Genomic DNA, 17436 nt, shown 5'->3' with positions numbered 1-17436 from the left:
CCGATGGTGCCCGATTCCCGCCCACAACCGCCCCGATCACTGGGATAATGTGCCCGACATGTCCGGATTCAGTCCTGCGTTCGAACGCCTCGGCGCCGCCCAGGCGGCCGTCGTCCTGCAGCGGCAGGAGACACTCGCCGAGTTCCTCCCGCGCGAGGACTGGAGCGCCGACCTGACGGCCCGCACCTACGCCAGCGGCGGCGTCACCGTCCGGGTGTCGCTGCTCGGCAGCTACGCCGCCCGCGAGCGCACCTGGCTGTGGGGCTGGGCGAACCCCCAGTTCGGCGCCGCCCACCCCGCCGTCGGCCCGACCCTGGTCATCCGGACCCTCGGCGAACGCCTCGGCATCACCGAGTTCACCACCCCCGAAGTCGACCTGTCCTGGTACGAGGGCCCCGCCGGACACGGCGGCGAACTGATCGCCATGGCCGCCGGCGGCGTGCTCGGCGGCGCCGGATACATCGGCGCCGGATACGAAGGCGGCTCCGCCTACCTGCACGTCGACGACCCCCAGGCCCCGCCCGCGGTCTGGGACCCCATCCCCCTCCCCCGGCTCCTGTCGAACGCCGCGAGCCTCTTCCCCCACGAACCCCGCCTCACCCTCGCCGGGTTCCTCTCCCACCACCGCGTCCCCTACCGCCAGACCGACGCCCTCACCGAACTGCGGCCCCCCGGCGGCGGCACCGCCCGTGCCCACTTCGACGGCCTGGGCCGCTTCATCGACTGGGAGTGGGTCGTACTTTCTGGCAGTGCCCTTGGCGTCGGGCCCTAGAGGGCCCTCCTTCGGCGGGCACTGCGGCCCCCGGACCCAGACACCTCAACCCCATCCCGATCCCGATCTTGGGGGTGGGTAGCTTCCTCTCATGATCTACCGATTCGGGGTGCAGCTGGCGCCGGGGGCGGACGGGCTCGGCGATGTTCTGGGCCTCGCGCGGCTCGCCGACGAGGACGGGCTCGACCTGCTCGGTGTGCAGGACCATCCGTACGCCTCCGGGCTGGCCGACACGTTCGCGGTCATCGGCGCGGTCCTTGCCGGGACCGAGCGGATCCGGGTGTTCCCGGACGTGGCGTGCCTGCCGCTGCGCGGGCCCGGGGTGCTGGCCAAGCAGGCGGCCACCCTGGACCTGCTGAGCGGGGGACGGTTCGAGCTCGGGCTCGGCGCCGGGGGGTTCTGGACCGCCATCGCGGCGATGGGCGGCCCGCACCTCACGGCCTCCCAGGCGCTGGTCGCGCTGGAGGAGGCCATCGCGATCATCCGGGCGATGTGGCGTCCCGGCGAGACCGTGAAGGTCAGGGGCAAGTACCACACGGTGGACGGCGTCCACGCGGGACCGGCGCCCGCCCACCCGGTCGGGGTCTGGCTCGGCAGCCAGGGCCCGAAGGCGCTCGCGCTCACCGGCCGCGTCGCGGACGGGTGGGCGGCGCCGATCGCCCGCTACCTGCCGTACGAGAGGCTGCGGTGGGCGCAGGACGTCATCACGCGCGCCGCCGGGGACGCCGGGCGCGACCCGGCCGCGGTCACGCGTATCGCGCAGCTCGTCGGCGAGATCACCGACGCGCCGCGGCCCGTGCGCCTCGAAGGCGCGGAGCCCGTCCGCACGGATGTGGCGGGGTGGGCGGACGTCCTGGCCCGCCTCGCGGGCGAGACCGGGTTCGACACCTTCGTCTACTGGCCCGTAACCACCGGCGAGACGCAGCTGCGCCGCTGGTCACGGGAGGTGGTCCCGGCCGCCCGGGCCTTGATCGCGAAGCGTTGATCGCCGGGATCGATGCTTCCGGTCAGCTCAGGCAGGACGGGCCCAGGAGTTGCTTGAGGTCGCCCATGAGCGCGGGTGACGGGGCGACGCGGAGCTTGTCGTCCAGGCGGACGACGGTGGTGCGCGGGCCGTTCTGCAGGTGCAGGTGCACCTCGGCGGTGCCGGGGTGGGTGATCAGCACTTCCTTGAGGCGCGTGACGGTCGGCGGGGTGCAGCGGCCGAGGGGCAGGGTGACCGACAGCGGGCCGGTGGCGTCGGTGATGGTGAGGTCGGGCTGGGTGACCTCCATCGCGATGATCTTCGCGACGTCCTCGCGGCGGTCCAGGCGTCCCTTGACGACGAGGATCGCGTCCTCGGCGAGGAGGGTGGAGCACAGCTGGTAGGACGAGGGGAAGCACATCACCTCGATGGAGCCGCCGAGGTCCTCCAGCTGGAACATCGCCCACGAGTTGCCCTGCTTGGTGACCTTGCGCTGCAGGCCCGACAGCAGCCCCGCGACGATCACGACCTGGCCGTCGGGGCGCTCGCCCCCGTTCAGCACGGCGATCGTGCAGTCGGCCTCGCGTTCCAGGATGTGCTCGACGCCGAGGAGCGGGTGGTCGGAGACGTACAGGCCGAGCATCTCCCGCTCGAAGGCGAGGAGGGTGGTCTTGTCCCACTCCTCGCCCTCGGGGATCGCGACGGCGAACGCGTCGTCGCCGCCGTCGTCCTCCAGGGCGCCGAACAGCGAGTCCTGGCCGATGGCCTCCTTGCGCTTGATGTCGATGACCGAGTCGATGGCCTGCTCGTGCACCATCAGCAGCGCCTTGCGCTGGTGGCCGAGCTCGTCGAAGCCGCCCGCCTTGATCAGCGACTCCACGACGCGCTTGTTGCAGACGATCGGCGGGACCTTGTTGAGGAAGTCGTTGAAGTCGGCGTAGGCGCCCTTCTCGCGGCGGGCCGCGACGATGCCGTCCACCACGTTGGTGCCCACGTTGCGGACGGCGGACAGCCCGAAGCGGATCTCGGTGTCGCCGAGCGGCGTGAAGTCGGCCTCGGAGGTGTTGACGTCCGGCGGCAGCACCTTCAGGCCCATCCGGCGGCATTCCGACAGGTAGAGGGCGCTCTTGTCCTTGTCGTCGCCGACGGAGGTGAGCAGGCCCGCCATGTACTCGGCCGGGTAGTTGGCCTTGAGGTAGGCCGTCCAGTAGGAGACCAGCCCGTACGCGGCGGAGTGGGCCTTGTTGAAGGCGTAGTCGGAGAAGGGGACGAGGATGTCCCACAGCGTCTTGACGGCCTCCTTGGAGAAGCCGTTGTCGATCATGCCCTGCTCGAAGCCGACGAACTGGGCGTCCAGCTCGGCCTTCTTCTTCTTGCCCATGACGCGGCGGAGCAGGTCCGCTTTGCCGAGCGTGTACCCCGCCACCTTCTGCGCGATGGCCATGACCTGCTCCTGGTAGACGATCAGGCCGTAGGTGGTGTCGAGGATCTCCCTGAGCGGCTCCTCCAGCTCGGGGTGGATCGGCGTGATCTCCTGCTGGCCGTTCTTGCGGAGCGCGTAGTTGGTGTGGGAGTTGGCGCCCATCGGGCCGGGCCGGTACAGGGCGCCGACGGCGGAGATGTCCTCGAAGTTGTCGGGCTTCATCAGCCGCAGCAGCGAGCGCATCGGGCCGCCGTCGAACTGGAAGACCCCGAGGGTGTCGCCGCGGGCGAGGAGGTCGTAGGTCGGCTGGTCGTCCAGCGGCAGGGCGAGCAGGTCGACCTCGACGCCCTTGTTCTTCTTGATGCCCTTCAGCGCGTCGTCGATGATCGTCAGGTTGCGCAGGCCCAGGAAGTCCATCTTCAGCAGGCCGAGCGTCTCGCAGGTCGGGTAGTCGAACTGCGTGATGATCGCGCCGTCGGCGTCCCGGCGCATGATCGGGACGTGGTCGGTGATCGTCTCACCGGACATGATGATCCCCGCGGCGTGCACGCCGGTCTGGCGGATCAGCCCCTCCAGGCCCTGCGCCAGATCCATGATCTGCTTGACGTCGGTCTCCTCCTCGTACAGCTTCCGCAGCTCACCGGCCTCGCCGTGGCGCGGGTGCTTGTCGTCGAAGATGCCCGACAGCGGGATGTCCTTGCCCATGACGGCGGGCGGGAACGCCTTGGAGATGCGGTCGCCGAGGGCGTAGGGGAAGCCGAGGACGCGGCCGGCGTCCTTGATGGCGGCCTTCGCCTTGATGGTGCCGAACGTGGCGATGAAGGAGACCTTGTCCGCGCCCCACTTCTCGGTGGTGTAGCGGATGACCTCGGCCCGCCGGTCTTCAGGGAAGTCGATGTCGATGTCGGGCATGGACGCGCGCTCGGGGTTGAGGAACCGCTCGAAGATCAGCCCGTGCGGGATCGGGTCGAGGTCGGTGATGCCCATCGCGTAGGCGATCAGCGACCCCGCGGCGCTGCCGCGGCCGGGGCCGACGAGGATGCCGTTCTCCTTGGCCCACATGATGAAGTCGGCGACGACGAGGAAGTACGACGGGTACCCCTTGCCGAGGATGACGCCCATCTCGTACTCGGCCTGCTTCTGGTAGCCGTCGGGCAGCCCGTCGGGGAAGCGCCGCTCCAGCCCCTTCCAGACCTCCTTGCGGAACCAGGTCTCCTCCGTCTCGCCCTCGGGGACGGGGAAGCGGGGGCTGAGGTCGCGGTACTCGAACATGCCCGCCGGGTCGACCCTCTCGGCGATCAGCAGGGTGTTCTTGCAGCCCTCCTGCCAGACGTCGGAGGAGTCGATCGCCCGCATCTCGTCGGCGGTCTTGATGTAGTAGCCGCTGCCGTCGAACCGGAACCGGTCGGGGTCGGCGAGCTGCTTGCCCACCTGGACGCAGAGCAGCGCGTCGTGGGCGGTGGCCTCCGACTCGTGCGTGTAGTGCGAGTCGTTGGTGACGACCGGCCGGATGTTCAGCTTCTTGCCGATGTCGATGAGGCCCTGCCGGACGCGGCGCTCGATGTCGAGGCCGTGGTCCATCAGCTCCAGGAAGTAGTTGTCCTTGCCGAGGATGTCCTGGAAGTTCGCCGCCGCCTTGAGCGCCTCGTCGAACTGGCCGAGCCGCAGCCGCGTCTGCACCTTCCCTGACGGGCAGCCCGTCGTGGCCATCAGGCCGTCGGCGTGCTCGGCGAGCAGTTCCTCGTCCATCCGCGCGTACTTGAAGACGAAGCCCTCGGTGTAGGCGCGGCTGGACAGCTTGAACAGGTTGTGCAGGCCGTTCCTGTCGCGCGCCCACAGCGTCATGTGGTTGATGAGGCCGCCGCCGGAGACGTCGTCGCGCTTCTGGCTCGGCTCCCCCCACTGGACCTTCTTCTTGTGAAAGCGCGACTCGGGCGCCATGTACGCCTCGATGCCGATGATCGGGGTCACGCCCGCGGCCGTCGCCTGCCGGTGGAAGTCGTAGGCGCCGTGCATGTTGCCGTGGTCGGTCATGGCGATGGCCGGCATCTTCTGGCGGGAGACCTCGTCGAACATCTGCTTCAGCCGGGCGGCGCCGTCCAGCATGGAGTACTCCGTATGGACGTGCAGATGAACGAACGAGTCCGCCATGCCTGATGCGCCTCCTGCTCGTCGACATGCGACCGCCCACGTGCGGGCGGCACGTGTCGTCGCCATCGGTCCCGGGGGAAGATCGTCAGCCCGGACGGGGCGCCGGGATGACGCGGTCCTGAGAGCCTAACCCGCCGGGCCGACACCGCGGGCCCCGACACACCGGATGCCTCGTCCGCCCCATTTGCCCCACTATGGATGGTCGGGGCGCTTCGCTGCGCTCTGGTAGGCGCCCGGCGGGACGCCCACGGTCCGCTTGAAATGGCGGGTCAGATGGGCCTGATCGGCGAAACCGGTGCGGGCGGCGACCTCCGCGGGCCGCAGCCCCTCGTCGAGCAGCGCGCGGGCGGCCCGCACGCGCACCTGGTTGAGGTAGGCATGCGGCGGCAGGCCGACGGTCGCCCGGAACGCCCGCAGCAGCGGGAAGGGCCGCGTGCCCACGGACGCGGCGAGCTCTTCGAGGGACGGCGGCCCGAGGAGGCTCGCGTGCAGGATGTCGCGGGCGTCGCGCACCGCGGGCGGCAGGGCGGCGGAGCCGTCGTCGCCCGGAACCCGCCGGGCGTGCCGGGTCAGGAGCCTGGCCAGGGCCGTCCGCAGCGTGGTCGAGGCCGCCAGGGTGTCCCCCGCCTCCCCCGCCCGGTGGAACGCACGCAGCGACCTGGCCGCGGCCGGGTCGTCGAGGACGGGCGCGGAGAACGAGAGCGTGCCGCGCGGCGCGCCCAGCTCGGCCGCGATCGCCTCCACCACCTCCACCGACGGGTAGATCACCCGGTACGTCCACCCCTCGGGCGTGCCCGCGTGCCCGGTGTGGACGACGTCGGGGTTGACGACCGCGATGGAGCCGGGGCCCGCCCGCTCGACGCCGCCCAGATGCTCGAACTCCTCCACGCCCGCCTCGATCAACCCGATCGTGTAGCCGGGGTGGGTATGGCGGCTGAACCGGTGGGTGACGAAACGGGCCCGCAGCAAATCGACGTCCGGCAGCGACGGATGCCGGAAATAATGCGCGATCTCGCCCCCCATGTCGGACATGCTACTGGCGGGGATCTCACGGGCCGAGACGATCCGTCCGGGAGTTGACGCGCCCCCGGCGGCCCGTCCTACGATCGGGCGCATGGAACGTCGCCGATTCAGGTTTACCAGGCCGGCTCCGGGCGAGCCGGCCGTCGCCCCGACCTGAGCGACGACCCCGGAGCCGGCCGAGGCAGAGACCCCCACGGGCTCTGCCTCTTCTCATGGGCGGGAACGCCCCGTGTACGAGCGCGGCCCGGGCAGGGGACCCTTGCGCGAGCGGCCGCCGCAGGAGAGGGAACCCACATGCACGAGAAGGTCATCGACGCGTCCGGAGCCGAGCATGTGCCCGGCGCCGAGCACGCGGCCGGTGAGATGCGCGTCCGGCTGCCGTCCGCGGCGGACATCACCACGCTCGCCGAAGCGCGCGCCGCGATCGACGGCCTGGACGCCGCCCTGGCGACGCTGCTGGAGCACCGGGCGGCGGTCGCCGCGGTCGTCCAGGGGCTGAAGCCCGTCGGCGGCTTCGCCGGGCGCAGCCCCGAGCGGGAGCGGCAGATCGTCGAGGCGATGGCCGAGCGCGCCCCCTCCCTCGGCCCCGAGCACCTGGCCCGCATCATGAACGCCGTCATCGAGGCCGGCCTGGCCGCCGCCGAACGCCGCTGACCCGGCCGCGCCGCACGTCACGCGACGAGGCGCAAGAACGTTCAAGACCATCGGCGTCCGGACGGCCTACGTTCACGGCCATGAGTGCGACGGAATGCGGGCCCGCCGCCGGGGAGGCGCCGTCCGCCCCGGCCGGGGACCGGCGGGCGGCGGTGCGGGACGGCCTGGGCGTCGGGGTCGCGGTGGGGCTGTCCGGCCTGGCGTTCGGCGCGGCCGCCGTCACCGCCGGGCTGTCGCCGCCGCAGGCGTGCGCGCTGAGCCTGCTGGCGTTCACCGGGGCGTCCCAGTTCGCGCTGACCGGGGTGATCGGCGGAGGAGGCGGGCTGGTCGCCGGGACGCTCGGGGCGGTCCTGCTCGGCGGCCGCAACGCCCTGTACGGGCTGCGGCTCGCGCGGACGCTGGAGGCGCGGGGCTGGCGGCGGGCACTGGCCGCGCAGGCCGTCATCGACGAGACGACGGCCGTGGCGACCGCCCAGGAGGGCCGGGACGCGGCGCGCGCCGGTTTCTACACCACCGCCGTCACCCTCTATGTGATGTGGAACCTGACCACGCTGCTGGGCGCGGCCGGCGCCGCCCGGCTCGGCGACCCGGAGGCCATCGGCCTCGACGTCCTCGGGCCCGCGGTGTTCCTGGCGCTGCTGTGGCCGCGGCTGACCGCGGACCGGGCCGGGGCCGGGGTGGCGATGGGCGCGGCCGTGATCGCGGTGGCGGCGACCCCGCTGCTGCCGCCGGGGGTGCCGGTGATGCTCGCCGCGGCCGCCGCCCTGCCCGCCCTGGTCACCCGCGGGGGCGCCCGGTGAACGTGTGGATCGCGATCGTCGTCACCGGGCTCGGCTGCTACGCGCTGAAGCTCGGCGGGCTCGTCGCCCCGCAGCGGGTCCTGGACGACCCCCGGGTGCGCCGGTTCACCGGGCTGGTCCCCGTCGCGCTGCTGACCGCGCTGGTCGCCGTTCAGGCGCTGGCCGACGGCCCGTCCCTGGAGTTCGACGGCGCCCGCGTGGCGGGCCTGGGCGCGGCCATGGCCGCGCTGCTGCTGCGGGCGCCGTTCCTGGTGGTGCTCGGCGTGGCCGCCGGTGTCGCCGCGGGGCTGCGGCTGCTCTGACCACCCCGGCGGGGACCGTCCTGGGGCCCGTCCTGGCGGCGCCCCGTCCTGGTGGGGTCAGGACTCGTCGGAGACGATCTCCAGGGCGCGTGCCAGGTCGTCCGGGTACGGGCTGCGGAACTCGACCCAGTCGCCTGTGGCGGGGTGCTCGAATCCGAGCCGCGCCGCATGCAGCCACTGGCGTGTCAGGCCCAGCCGCGCCGCGAGCGTCGGGTCGGCCCCGTAGGCCATGTCCCCGGCGCACGGATGCCGGATCGCGGACATGTGCACCCGGATCTGGTGCGTCCGCCCCGTCTCCAGGTCGATGTCGAGCAGCGAGGCCGCCCGGAACGCCTCCACCGTGTCGTAGTGGGTCACCGACGGCTTGCCGCCCGCCACCACGGCGAACCGGCCGTCGCCCGACGGGTGCCGGTCGATCGGCGCGTCCACCGTCCCGCGGAAGGGGTCGGGGTGCCCCTGGACGAGCGCCTGGTAGCGCTTGTCGACGCGGCGCTCCTTGAAGGCCCGCTTCAGCCGCGAGTAGGCGATCTCGCTCTTGGCGACGACCATCGCGCCGGTGGTGTTGGCGTCGAGCCGGTGCACGATGCCCTGCCGTTCGGACGCGCCGCTGGTGGCGATGGTGTGCCCGGCGCCCAGCAGCCCTCCGAGGACGGTCGGCCCCGTCCAGCCGGTGGTGGGGTGGGCGGCCACGCCGACCGGCTTGTCGACCACGACGACGTCGGCGTCCTCGTACAGCACGCCCATGCCGGGGACGGGCTCGGCGACCGGCGCGGGCGGTGCGGGCGGCGGCGGGAGCGTGACCTCCAGCCAGGCGCCGGCGTGCAGCCGCTCGGACTTGGTCGCCACCTCGGCGCCGTCCAGCAGGACGTCGCCCGCGGCGATGATGTCGGCGGCGCCGCCCCGGGAGAGCCCGAACAGCCGGGCGAGGGCGGCGTCGATCCGCTCGCCCTCCAGGCCGTCGGGGACGTGGAGGCCGCGGACCTCGCCCATCAGGACTTCTCCCCGCTCTCCTCAGGGGCACCCTTCGCCGCGTCCTTCGCGGTCACCTCGGCCGAGGTGTCCGCGGAGGCATCGGCAGGGGGATCAGCGGGGGCGTCGGCAGGGACGGCGGGGGCGTCGGCGTCCTTCGCGGGGGGATCGGCGGCGGCCTCGGCGGGGGCGTCCCCGGAGGCGGGCTCCTCGGGCTCCGGATCGGGGTCGCCGTCCCCGGTGAGGCGCGTCCCGTCGATCTGGAGACCGCGGGCGGCGAGCGCGACGGCCAGGAAGCCCCCGCACACGATCGCCGAGTCGGCCATGTTGAACACCGGGAAGTGCGGCACCTGGATCCAGTCGACGACGTGGCCCTTGAACGGCGCCGGGGCGCGGAAGATCCGGTCGATGAGGTTGCCGATCGCGCCGCCGAGCAGCAGGCCGAGGCAGATCGCCCACGGCAGGCTCCGCAGGTTGCGGGCCGTGCGCAGGATCGCCACGACCACGCCGCACGCGATCAGCGTGAACACGATCGTGTAGCCGGTGCCGATCGAGAACGCCGCGCCGCTGTTGCGGGTCTCGCGGAGCTTGAGCAGGCCGCCGAGGAGCTCGATCGGCTCCTCGTCCTGCAGCGTGGCCACGACGGCCGTCTTGGACAGGATGTCGGCGGCGAGCGCGGCCAGCGCCACGATGATCAGCACGCCGACGCGGCGCGGCCGAGGAGATCCCGTGGATTCCCCGGCCCCGCCCTCTGGGTTCGTTGAGTCGCTCAGCGACGTTCCTCGCGTTGTTTGCATGACACACACAGGGTGGCACGCGGAAAGACCTGGAGGCGCGCCTTCCCGATCGGCTTGGCGCAGGACTCGCAGATCCCGTACGTGCCGGCGTCCATCCGCTGGACGGCCCGCTCGATTTGGGCGAGCAGGTCCTGCGAATTGTAGGACAGCGCGAGCTCGTGCTCGCGCTCGTAGGTCTTGGCCCCGGCGTCGGCCTGGTCGTCGCCGGCGCCCTCGCTGGTGTCGCCCTCGGCGATCTGGCTGGCGGACGCGGCGATCTCCCTGCGCAGCGCGCCGATCTGCTCCTCCAGCCCCGCCCGCACCTCGGCGAGCTCGGACGCGGTCCAGTGGCCCTCGCCCTCGCGGACCGGCAGCTTCGCCGCCTTGGCGGCCTTCGCCGCCTGCCCGGCGCCGCGCTTCGCGGCGGATTTCGCCCCGGGCTTGGACACGGGCTTGGCGGGCCGGGCCGTGCCCTCCCCGCCCCCCGGGCGGGTGGAGGGCGCCTTCGCGGCGGCCTTCTTCGCCTGGGACGGCCTGGTGCCCCTCGCCTTCTTCCCCGGGGGCGGCGTGCCCCTCCCCGCGGCGGCCATGTCGGCCTCCCTCGCGCTGATCGCCTCGACAGGCAGTGCGGGCAGCATAGGTCCCCTTTCTCGGGCACGGCAAACGACCTGGCGTCGTTACCGACCGCTTATGCCCGGTAGCCGATCGTCGAGAAACCCCGCAGATCGCAGAATCTCGGAAAGGAACCGGGCACCGGCCGCCCCGCCGGGGCCCGGACCCGGCGATAACGGGAAGTGGATCCGCGTCCGGTGCGTTAAAGTCGGCAGGAGCAGTCGAACGGCAGGCGCTGAAGGGGACACCTGCCGCCGCACGCAGCCATGAGCGACCCGGGGACGGTGCGAGCCCGGGGGCGAGCCCGGCGGCCTGATCACCCCGGAGCCGCCGGAAGAACCGCCCCGGACCCCGTCCGCGGCGCAGTAGACCCGGTGGCCGAGACTCGAACGAAGCGGGCCGCGCCGTCTCCCGGCGCGGTCAAGGAGGGTGGTACCGCGGGGGCCCGTCCGGACATCCGGGCAGGCGTCTCGTCCCTCCGGTCCACGTGCAGTGCCCGTCCGCGGCGTCCCACGCGCAGCGCTTGCACTGAACAGTCCACGTCGATCCGGAGGTCCGCCCAAGTGAGCCGCCGTAGTTTCCGGCCGCTGCCCGCGCAGGTCGATCTGCCCGCCATGGAGCGGGACCTGCTGCGCCGCTGGCGGGAGAGCAAGGTCTTCGAGCGGTCGCTGGAGCGCACCGCGTCCGGTCCCCGCTGGGTGTTCTACGAAGGGCCGCCCACCGCCAACGGCATGCCCGGCGTCCACCACGTCGAGGCCCGCGTGTTCAAGGACGTGTTCCCGCGCTTCAAGACCATGAAGGGCCACCACGTCCCCCGCAAGGCGGGCTGGGACTGCCACGGGCTGCCCGTCGAGGTGGCCGTGGAGAAGGAGCTCGGCCTCACCGGCAAGAAGGACATCGAGGAGTACGGCGTAGCGGAGTTCAACGACCGCTGCCGCGAGTCGGTCCTGCGCCACGTGGACGCCTTCGAGGAGATGTCCGAGCGGATGGGCTTCTGGGTCGACACCGACCAGGCCTACCGCACGATGGACCCCGAGTACGTCGAGGCCGTGTGGTGGTCCCTGAAGGTGGTCTTCGACAAGGGCCTGCTGTTCCGCGACTTCCGCATCACCCCGTACTGCCCGCGCTGCGGGACGGGCCTGTCCGACCACGAGCTGGGCCAGCCGGGCGGGTACGAGACGGTCACCAGCCCGTCGGTGTACGTGCGGATGCCCGCCACGTCCGGGCCGCTCGCCGAGATGGGCGCGGCCCTGCTCATCTGGACGACGACCCCGTGGACGCTGGTGTCCAACACCGCCGTGGCCGTCCACCCCGACGTCACCTACGTCGCCGCCCGCCCGGCGGGCTCCGACGAGGTGCTCGTGGTCGCCGAGCCGCTGCTGGACCAGGTCCTCGGCGAGGACGCCGAGCGGCTCGCCTCGTTCCAGGGCGCCGACCTGGAACGCACGACCTACACACGGCCGTTCGACCTGGTCGACATCCCCGACGCGCACTACGTGGTCCTGGGCGACTACGTCACCGTCGAGGACGGCACCGGCCTCGTCCACCAGGCGCCCGCGTTCGGCGCGGACGACATGACCGTCTGCAAGAACTACGGGATGCCGATCGTCAACCCCATCGGGCCGGACGGACGGTTCCTGCGCGACGTGCCGCTCGTCGGCGGGAAGTTCTTCAAGGACGCCGACGAGGCCCTGACCGACGACCTGCGCGCGCGCGGGCTGCTGTTCCGCGGCGGACACTTCGACCACAGCTACCCGCACTGCTGGCGCTGCCACACACCGCTGCTGTACTACGCGCTCCCCGCCTGGTACATCCGCACCACGCAGATCAAGGACCGGCTGCTGGAGGAGAACGAGAAGACCAACTGGTTCCCCGAAACGGTCAAGCACGGCCGGTACGGCGAGTGGCTGCGCAACAACGTCGACTGGTCGCTGTCGCGCAGCCGCTACTGGGGCACGCCCCTGCCGCTCTGGGTGTGCGGCGAGGACGAGGACCACATCACCTGTGTCGGCTCCCTGAAGGAACTGGGCGAGCTGGCCGGGAAGGACATGTCCGCGCTCGACCCGCACCGCCCGTACGTCGACGACGTCGCCTTCCCGTGCCCGAGCTGCGGCGCCGAGGCCCGCCGCGTACCCGACGTCATCGACGCCTGGTACGACTCCGGCTCGATGCCGTTCGCCCAGTGGGGTGCTCCACACCGCAACAAGGAGGTCTTCGAGACCTCCTACCCCGCCCAGTACATCTGCGAGGCCCAGGACCAGACCCGCGGGTGGTTCTACTCACTCATGGCCGTCGGGACGCTCGTGTTCGACCGGTCGTCCTATGAGAACGTCCTGTGCCTCGGGCTGATCCTCGCCGAGGACGGCCGCAAGATGAGCAAGCACCTCGGCAACGTCCTGCGCCCCATCCCGCTCATGGACCAGCACGGCGCCGACGCGGTCCGCTGGTACATGCTCGCCAGCGGGCTGCCCTGGGCGTCGCGGCGCGTCGGGCACGCCGCGCTGGAGGAGATCGTCCGCAAGGTGCTCCTCACCTACTGGAACACCGCGTCGTTCTTCGTGCTGTACGCCAACGCCGCCGAGTCGCAGGGGCGCGCCTGGACGCCGGACCGGCTGGCGGAGGCGCCCGCCCCCGCCGACCGCCCGCTCCTCGACCGGTGGGCGCTGGCCGAGCTGCACCGCACCGTCGGCGAGGTGGACGCCGCGTTGGAGCAGTACGACACCGCGCGCGCGGGACGGCGGCTGGCCGAGTTCATCGACGACCTGTCCAACTGGTACGTGCGCCGGTCCCGCAGGCGCTTCTGGGAGGGCCCGGAGACGCCCGCGGGCGCGTCGGCGTTCGCGACGCTCTACGAGTGCCTGGAGACCCTCACCCGCCTGATGGCGCCGATGGTCCCGTTCGTGACCGACCACGTCTGGGACGTCATCCGCCCCGAGGGCGGACCGGAGTCGGTGCACCTCGCCGACTGGCCGTCCGCCCGGGAGGACCTCCTGGACGAGGCCCTGGGCGCGCAGATGGCGCTCGTCCGGCGCCTGGTGGAGCTCGGCCGGTCCGCCCGTGCCGCCAGCGGCGTCCGCACCCGCCGGCCCCTCGGCCGCGCGCTCGTCGGGGCGCCCGGCTGGACGGCGCTGCCGGAGCAGCTGCGCGCCCAGATCTCCGAGGAGCTGAACGTCCTGGCCTTCGAGGAGCTGTCGTCGATCGGCGGCGACCTCGTCGAGTACGAGGTCAAGCCGAACTTCCGGGAGCTCGGCAAGCGGTACGCCAAGGACACCCCGAAGGTCGCCAAGGCGGTGACCTCCGCCGACCCCGCGGCCCTCGTGCGCGCACTGCGCGAGGACGGCGCCGCCGAGGTCGAGGCCGCGCTCGGCGCGGACGGCCCCGGCACCGTCCGGCTGTCGGCCGACGACGTGATCGTCACCGAGCGGCCGCGCAGCGGGTGGGCCGTGGAGAGCGCCGCGGGCGAGACCGTCGCCCTCGACCTCACCGTCACGCCCGAGCTGCGCCGCGCGGGCCTGGTGCGCGAGGCGGTCCGCCTCGTCCAGGAGGCCCGCAAGGCCGCCGGGCTCGACGTCACCGACCGCATCGAGCTGTGGTGGGAGGCCGCCGGCGACGACCTCGCCGAGGCGCTGCGCGCCCACGGCGGCGAGGTCGCGGCGGAGGTGCTCGCCACGTCGGTGACCGAGGGCCGCCCCGGCGGCCTCACGGCCGGCCGCGACGACGAGCTGGGGCTCTCCTACTGGCTCCGCAAGGTCTGAGCGCCCCGGCGTGCCGTCCCCGTCCCGGGCGGGGACGGCACGTCCTGCGCGAAACTCCTCCGAAGGGGTTTTTCGCGACACATCGCGTTTGCGATGATGGGTGGGTGAATCTTCCCGAGCAGCCCCCCGGCTCCCCGCCCTCAGCGCGGCTGCGCGCGTCGGACGCCGACCGCGACCAGGTCGCCGACCGCCTCCGCGAGGCCCTCGCGGAGGGCCGCATCACGCCGGAGGAGCACGCGGAGCGCATCGACGCCGTCTACAGCGCCAAGACTTACGCCGACCTGGAGCCCGTCCTCAGCGACCTGCCGGGCCAGGACGCGCCGAGGCCGCGCGTGGACCTGCGCAAGGAGGCGCCGCTCCCGCCCCCTCCCCCGCAGTCGTCCACCCTGGCGGCGGTGTTCTCAGGGGTGGAGCGCAAGGGACGCTGGCTGGTCGAGGAGCACACCACCGTCGCGTGCGTGTTCGGCGGCGCGGACCTGGACTTCCGGCAGGCGGTGCTGAGCCGCCGGGAGGTGACGGTCACCATCACCTGCCTCTTCGGCGGGGTGAACATCATCGTCCCGCCGGGCGTGCGGGTGATGTCGTCCCTGTTCGCGGTCTTCGGCGGGACCGACACCCCCGAGGACGACGTCCTCGACCCCGAGGCCCCGGTCATCCGCCTGACCGGCATGCTCGCCTTCGGGGGCGTGTCGGTGGAACGGCGCGAGGCGGGCGAGTCCCGCAGGCGGCGCGACCGGCACGGCTCCGCCCGCGAACGGCATCTGGAGGGGCACGAGCGGCATCTGGAGCGGCACGAGGAGCACATGCGCCTCCGTGAGGAGCACCTCCGCCATCGCGAGGAGCGCCGGGACCGGCGCCGGGACCTCCGCGCGGAGCGCCGCCGCGACCACTGACCCGCGGGCGGGGTCAGTCGCGGGCGTGCTCCCGGTCGGGCTGGCAGACCAGGCAGGGGGTGCAGCCGCGGGCCATGGCCTCGGCGCGCGACAGGGCCTCCAGGTCCTCGGCCTCGTCGCCGATGTCCTCGATCAGCGCGCAGTCGATCCGGTGGTAGCGCCTGGTGCCGCTGAGGATCCGGACCTGCGGGCCCTCGTCCTCGGACGCCTCGGCGGCGGGCTCCGCCTCCGGGGACGCGGCGGGCCGGTCACCCTGCCCGCCGGCGTCGCGCGGACGGGGCGCCGCGGTGCCGTGGACGTTCAGGGGGTCCTCCGCCGTCGGCCCGGTCGCCTCCTCCGCCGCGGACACGCTCCCAGCGGGACGTTCCGGTGCGAGGGGTGACTGGGCCTCGGCCGCGGCGGGCACGGGCCCCAGCGGGGCGGTGAGGGGGTCTTCGCGCCGGTCGGCCGCGGGCCCGGGCTCCGGCTCGGCGCCGGGGGCCTCGGCCGGCTTGTCGAGGCTGAGCGGCGGCACGGACGGGGCGGACGCAGCCGGCGGGGCGCCGGACGGGGCGAGCGGATCGGAGGCGGGCTGGGACGGGCCCGCCTGTCCGCCCTCCGCGCGGGACGGCGCGGAGCGGTCACCGCCGGGCTTCGGAGGCTCCGCCTTGCCCGCGCCGGTCTTCGGCGCGGTGGACGACACCGCGGCGCGCGCCGCCAGTGCGGTGTCGGGCATGCAGGCGGTACAGGGGCTGAACCCCTCCTCCTTGGCCTCGGCGTAGGTGAGCTCCTCGGTGTCGCGCCCGGCGACCTGCCGGCAGGTGTCCAGGTGGTACCGCTTGCGGCCGCGGACGACGAACACCAGCGCGTCCTCGGGGACGTCGGCCGGCGGGGCGGGGATCTCCACCTCGTCGTCGGCGGGCTCCGGCTTGGTCCTGGCCGCCGATGGGACGGTCGGCGTGCCCTTGGCCGGGACGGTGTCCCCGGCCGGTGTGGCGCCCTTGGCCGGGACGGGGGGAGCCGGGCGCTTGCGCTTGGGGCTCTTCGCCCTCCCGGCGGAGGGCGGCGCCCCCGGGCCGAACAGCTCCTTGCGCCGCAGGAACACCCCGATGGCGAGGCACAGCGCGGACACGATGCTGACGGCGATCGATATGTAGATCACCACCAGCGCGTCCAGGCCGAACACCTGGGCGCTGTCTCCGTTGCCGGCGACGATCCCCGCGACCAGCAGGGCGATGGCCGCCACCACGAGAACGCCACTCAGGATGATCACAGGGCCTCTTCCCCTCGTTCAGACCGCTCGGCTCCGGGACGTGCGAGACCCGGTGGTCGACCCGCCGGCGCCGCCGGGACGGCGGCGCGGCCGTCCCCGGCACGGCGATCGGGACGACACTATCGCCTGCGGTGCGGCGTCAGCGCCTCTCGTGCGGCGGGTTGTCGCCGCCGCCCGAGTGGAACGCGCCGGTCGCCGAGTGCTGGATCTGCTGGGCCGGCTCGGCGGGCTGCGGGAACGGCGACGGGCCGGACGGGGCGGCCCCGGCGGCGCCGTTGCGGTTCTCGGCGTGGGGGACGACGCTCTGCGGGCCGGTCTGCGGGCTGCCCTGGGGCGCGGCCTGCTGCGCGGCGGCTCCCGGGACGGCGGCGAACGCGCCGGTCTCGGTGCTGCCTGCCTCCAGGTCGCGCAGCTGGCCCTCCAGGTACACCTTCAGGCGGCTGCGGTACTCGCGCTCGAACGCGCGCAGGTTGTCGACCTCGCGTTCGAGCTCCTCGCGCTGCTGCACGAGCGAGCCCATGACCTGGCGGTGCCGCTCCTGGGCGTCGCGGTCCAGGGCCTCGGCGCGCGAGCGGGCCTCGCTGACGATCTGGTCGGCCTGGCGGCGCGCCTTGCCGAGGATCTCCTCGGCCTCCCGGCGGGCGCGGCCGAGCGTCTCGTCGGCCTCGCGGCGCGCGTCGGCGATGGCCTGGTCCGCGGTCTGCTGCGCGAGCGCGAGGACGCGCGCGGCGGTGTCCATGTTGTCCTCACCGGTGGGCGCGGGCGCCATGCCGAGGCCCATGACGGGCTCCGGCTCGGGCTGCGGCTGCGGCTCCGGGCGCGGCGGCTCAGGGATCTTCTGGACGTCGGGCTTCGGCTCCACGATCGGGGCCGCCATGGCGGGGACCTTGCCGCGCAGGCACTCGGCGAGCTTGGCCCGAAGCTCCTCGTTCTCCTGGATGAGGCGGTCCAGCTCGGCCTCGACCTCGTCGAGGAAGGCGTCCACCTCCTCCTCGTCGTACCCCGGCCTCAGCCTGGTGGTACTGAACTGCTTGTTCCGCACATCGGCGGGTGTCAGCGGCATGTTCGTCTCCTTGGCGCGCTTGGAGTC

The 17436-nt window shown here is 73.1% G+C and carries 14 protein-coding genes; 7 read left to right on the top strand and 7 right to left on the bottom strand.

What is annotated here, in order from left to right; translation table 11 throughout:
• Window positions 1-58 precede the first annotated feature (58 nt).
• Complete coding sequence (locus AGRA3207_RS34705) at window positions 59-772, top strand: DUF6882 domain-containing protein (protein ID WP_231331453.1); 714 nt, start codon at window positions 59-61, stop codon at window positions 770-772.
• A gap of 91 nt (window positions 773-863) precedes the next feature.
• On the top strand, window positions 864-1757 hold the full coding sequence (locus AGRA3207_RS34700) for an LLM class flavin-dependent oxidoreductase (protein WP_231331452.1): 894 nt from the start codon (window positions 864-866) through the stop codon (window positions 1755-1757).
• 22 nt (window positions 1758-1779) lie between these two features.
• On the opposite strand, the gene dnaE is transcribed toward AGRA3207_RS34700, so the two are convergent.
• Window positions 1780-5310: a DNA polymerase III subunit alpha gene (dnaE, locus tag AGRA3207_RS34695; RefSeq protein WP_231331451.1), complete on the bottom strand. Its 3531-nt coding sequence runs from the start codon at window positions 5308-5310 to the stop codon at window positions 1780-1782.
• 192 nt (window positions 5311-5502) lie between these two features.
• A complete protein-coding gene (locus tag AGRA3207_RS34690) occupies window positions 5503-6333 on the bottom strand; it encodes an AraC family transcriptional regulator (protein ID WP_420830829.1) in 831 nt (276 codons plus the stop codon).
• Between the two features lie 294 nt (window positions 6334-6627).
• Between AGRA3207_RS34690 and AGRA3207_RS34685 the strand changes: the two genes are divergently transcribed.
• The 3 genes from AGRA3207_RS34685 to AGRA3207_RS34675 all read left to right on the top strand — a co-directional run bounded on the left by AGRA3207_RS34685 (window position 6628) and on the right by AGRA3207_RS34675 (window position 8089).
• The gene (locus AGRA3207_RS34685) at window positions 6628-6987 is read left to right on the top strand and encodes a chorismate mutase (protein WP_420830828.1); all 360 of its coding nucleotides are present in this window, start codon (window positions 6628-6630) and stop codon (window positions 6985-6987) included.
• 80 nt (window positions 6988-7067) lie between these two features.
• Window positions 7068-7787: an AzlC family ABC transporter permease gene (locus AGRA3207_RS34680; protein WP_231331449.1), complete on the top strand. Its 720-nt coding sequence runs from the start codon at window positions 7068-7070 to the stop codon at window positions 7785-7787.
• Window positions 7784-8089, top strand: coding sequence for an AzlD domain-containing protein (locus AGRA3207_RS34675; protein ID WP_231331448.1), 306 nt, complete (start codon window positions 7784-7786; stop codon window positions 8087-8089). Before AGRA3207_RS34680 ends, AGRA3207_RS34675 begins: the two co-directional genes overlap by 4 nt.
• 57 nt (window positions 8090-8146) lie before the next feature.
• Here AGRA3207_RS34675 and AGRA3207_RS34670 read toward each other — a convergent pair whose 3' ends face one another.
• From AGRA3207_RS34670 to AGRA3207_RS34660, 3 genes are all read right to left on the bottom strand, one after another.
• Entirely contained in the window at window positions 8147-9079 is a 933-nt protein-coding gene (locus AGRA3207_RS34670; protein WP_231331447.1) for an RluA family pseudouridine synthase, read from the bottom strand.
• Window positions 9079-9759, bottom strand: a complete 681-nt coding sequence (gene lspA / locus AGRA3207_RS34665; RefSeq protein WP_231331446.1) for a signal peptidase II — start codon at window positions 9757-9759, stop codon at window positions 9079-9081. Before lspA ends, AGRA3207_RS34670 begins: the two co-directional genes overlap by 1 nt.
• A 68-nt stretch (window positions 9760-9827) precedes the next feature.
• Window positions 9828-10208 carry a TraR/DksA family transcriptional regulator gene (locus tag AGRA3207_RS34660; protein WP_231336489.1) on the bottom strand — a complete coding sequence of 127 codons (381 nt, stop codon included), beginning with the start codon at window positions 10206-10208 and terminating at the stop codon, window positions 9828-9830.
• 852 nt (window positions 10209-11060) lie between these two features.
• Between AGRA3207_RS34660 and ileS the strand changes: the two genes are divergently transcribed.
• The gene (gene ileS / locus AGRA3207_RS34655) at window positions 11061-14201 is read left to right on the top strand and encodes an isoleucine--tRNA ligase (RefSeq protein ID WP_231336488.1); all 3141 of its coding nucleotides are present in this window, start codon (window positions 11061-11063) and stop codon (window positions 14199-14201) included.
• Window positions 14202-14305: 104 nt separating this feature from the next.
• Window positions 14306-15094 carry a DUF1707 SHOCT-like domain-containing protein gene (locus tag AGRA3207_RS34650; RefSeq protein ID WP_338028241.1) on the top strand — a complete coding sequence of 263 codons (789 nt, stop codon included), beginning with the start codon at window positions 14306-14308 and terminating at the stop codon, window positions 15092-15094.
• Window positions 15095-15107: 13 nt separating this feature from the next.
• Here AGRA3207_RS34650 and AGRA3207_RS34645 read toward each other — a convergent pair whose 3' ends face one another.
• Both AGRA3207_RS34645 and AGRA3207_RS34640 read right to left on the bottom strand, forming a co-directional pair.
• A complete protein-coding gene (locus tag AGRA3207_RS34645; protein ID WP_231331445.1) occupies window positions 15108-16346 on the bottom strand; it encodes a hypothetical protein in 1239 nt (412 codons plus the stop codon).
• Window positions 16347-16485: 139 nt separating this feature from the next.
• Window positions 16486-17409, bottom strand: coding sequence for a DivIVA domain-containing protein (locus AGRA3207_RS34640; protein WP_231331443.1), 924 nt, complete (start codon window positions 17407-17409; stop codon window positions 16486-16488).
• Between the last annotated feature and the right edge of the window lie 27 nt (window positions 17410-17436).

This window comes from Actinomadura graeca, assembly GCF_019175365.1.
In the GTDB taxonomy this organism is placed as follows: Bacteria; Actinomycetota; Actinomycetes; order Streptosporangiales; family Streptosporangiaceae; genus Spirillospora; species Spirillospora graeca.
The sequence above is the reverse complement of the archived record's forward strand: the minus strand, read 5'-3'. Positions and strand labels throughout refer to the sequence as shown.

Bases quoted from the DNA above. Each gene is read 5' to 3' on its own strand.
- AGRA3207_RS34705 (WP_231331453.1), top strand. From the start codon at position 59: ATGTCCGGATTCAGTCCTGCGTTCGAACGCCTCGGCGCCGCCCAGGCG.
- AGRA3207_RS34700 (WP_231331452.1), top strand. From the start codon at position 864: ATGATCTACCGATTCGGGGTGCAGCTGGCGCCGGGGGCGGACGGGCTC.
- dnaE (WP_231331451.1), bottom strand. From the start codon at position 5,310: ATGGCGGACTCGTTCGTTCATCTGCACGTCCATACGGAGTACTCCATG.
- AGRA3207_RS34690 (WP_420830829.1), bottom strand. From the start codon at position 6,333: ATGGGGGGCGAGATCGCGCATTATTTCCGGCATCCGTCGCTGCCGGAC.
- AGRA3207_RS34685 (WP_420830828.1), top strand. From the start codon at position 6,628: ATGCACGAGAAGGTCATCGACGCGTCCGGAGCCGAGCATGTGCCCGGC.
- AGRA3207_RS34680 (WP_231331449.1), top strand. From the start codon at position 7,068: ATGAGTGCGACGGAATGCGGGCCCGCCGCCGGGGAGGCGCCGTCCGCC.
- AGRA3207_RS34670 (WP_231331447.1), bottom strand. From the start codon at position 9,079: ATGGGCGAGGTCCGCGGCCTCCACGTCCCCGACGGCCTGGAGGGCGAG.
- ileS (WP_231336488.1), top strand. From the start codon at position 11,061: ATGGAGCGGGACCTGCTGCGCCGCTGGCGGGAGAGCAAGGTCTTCGAG.
- AGRA3207_RS34640 (WP_231331443.1), bottom strand. From the start codon at position 17,409: ATGCCGCTGACACCCGCCGATGTGCGGAACAAGCAGTTCAGTACCACC.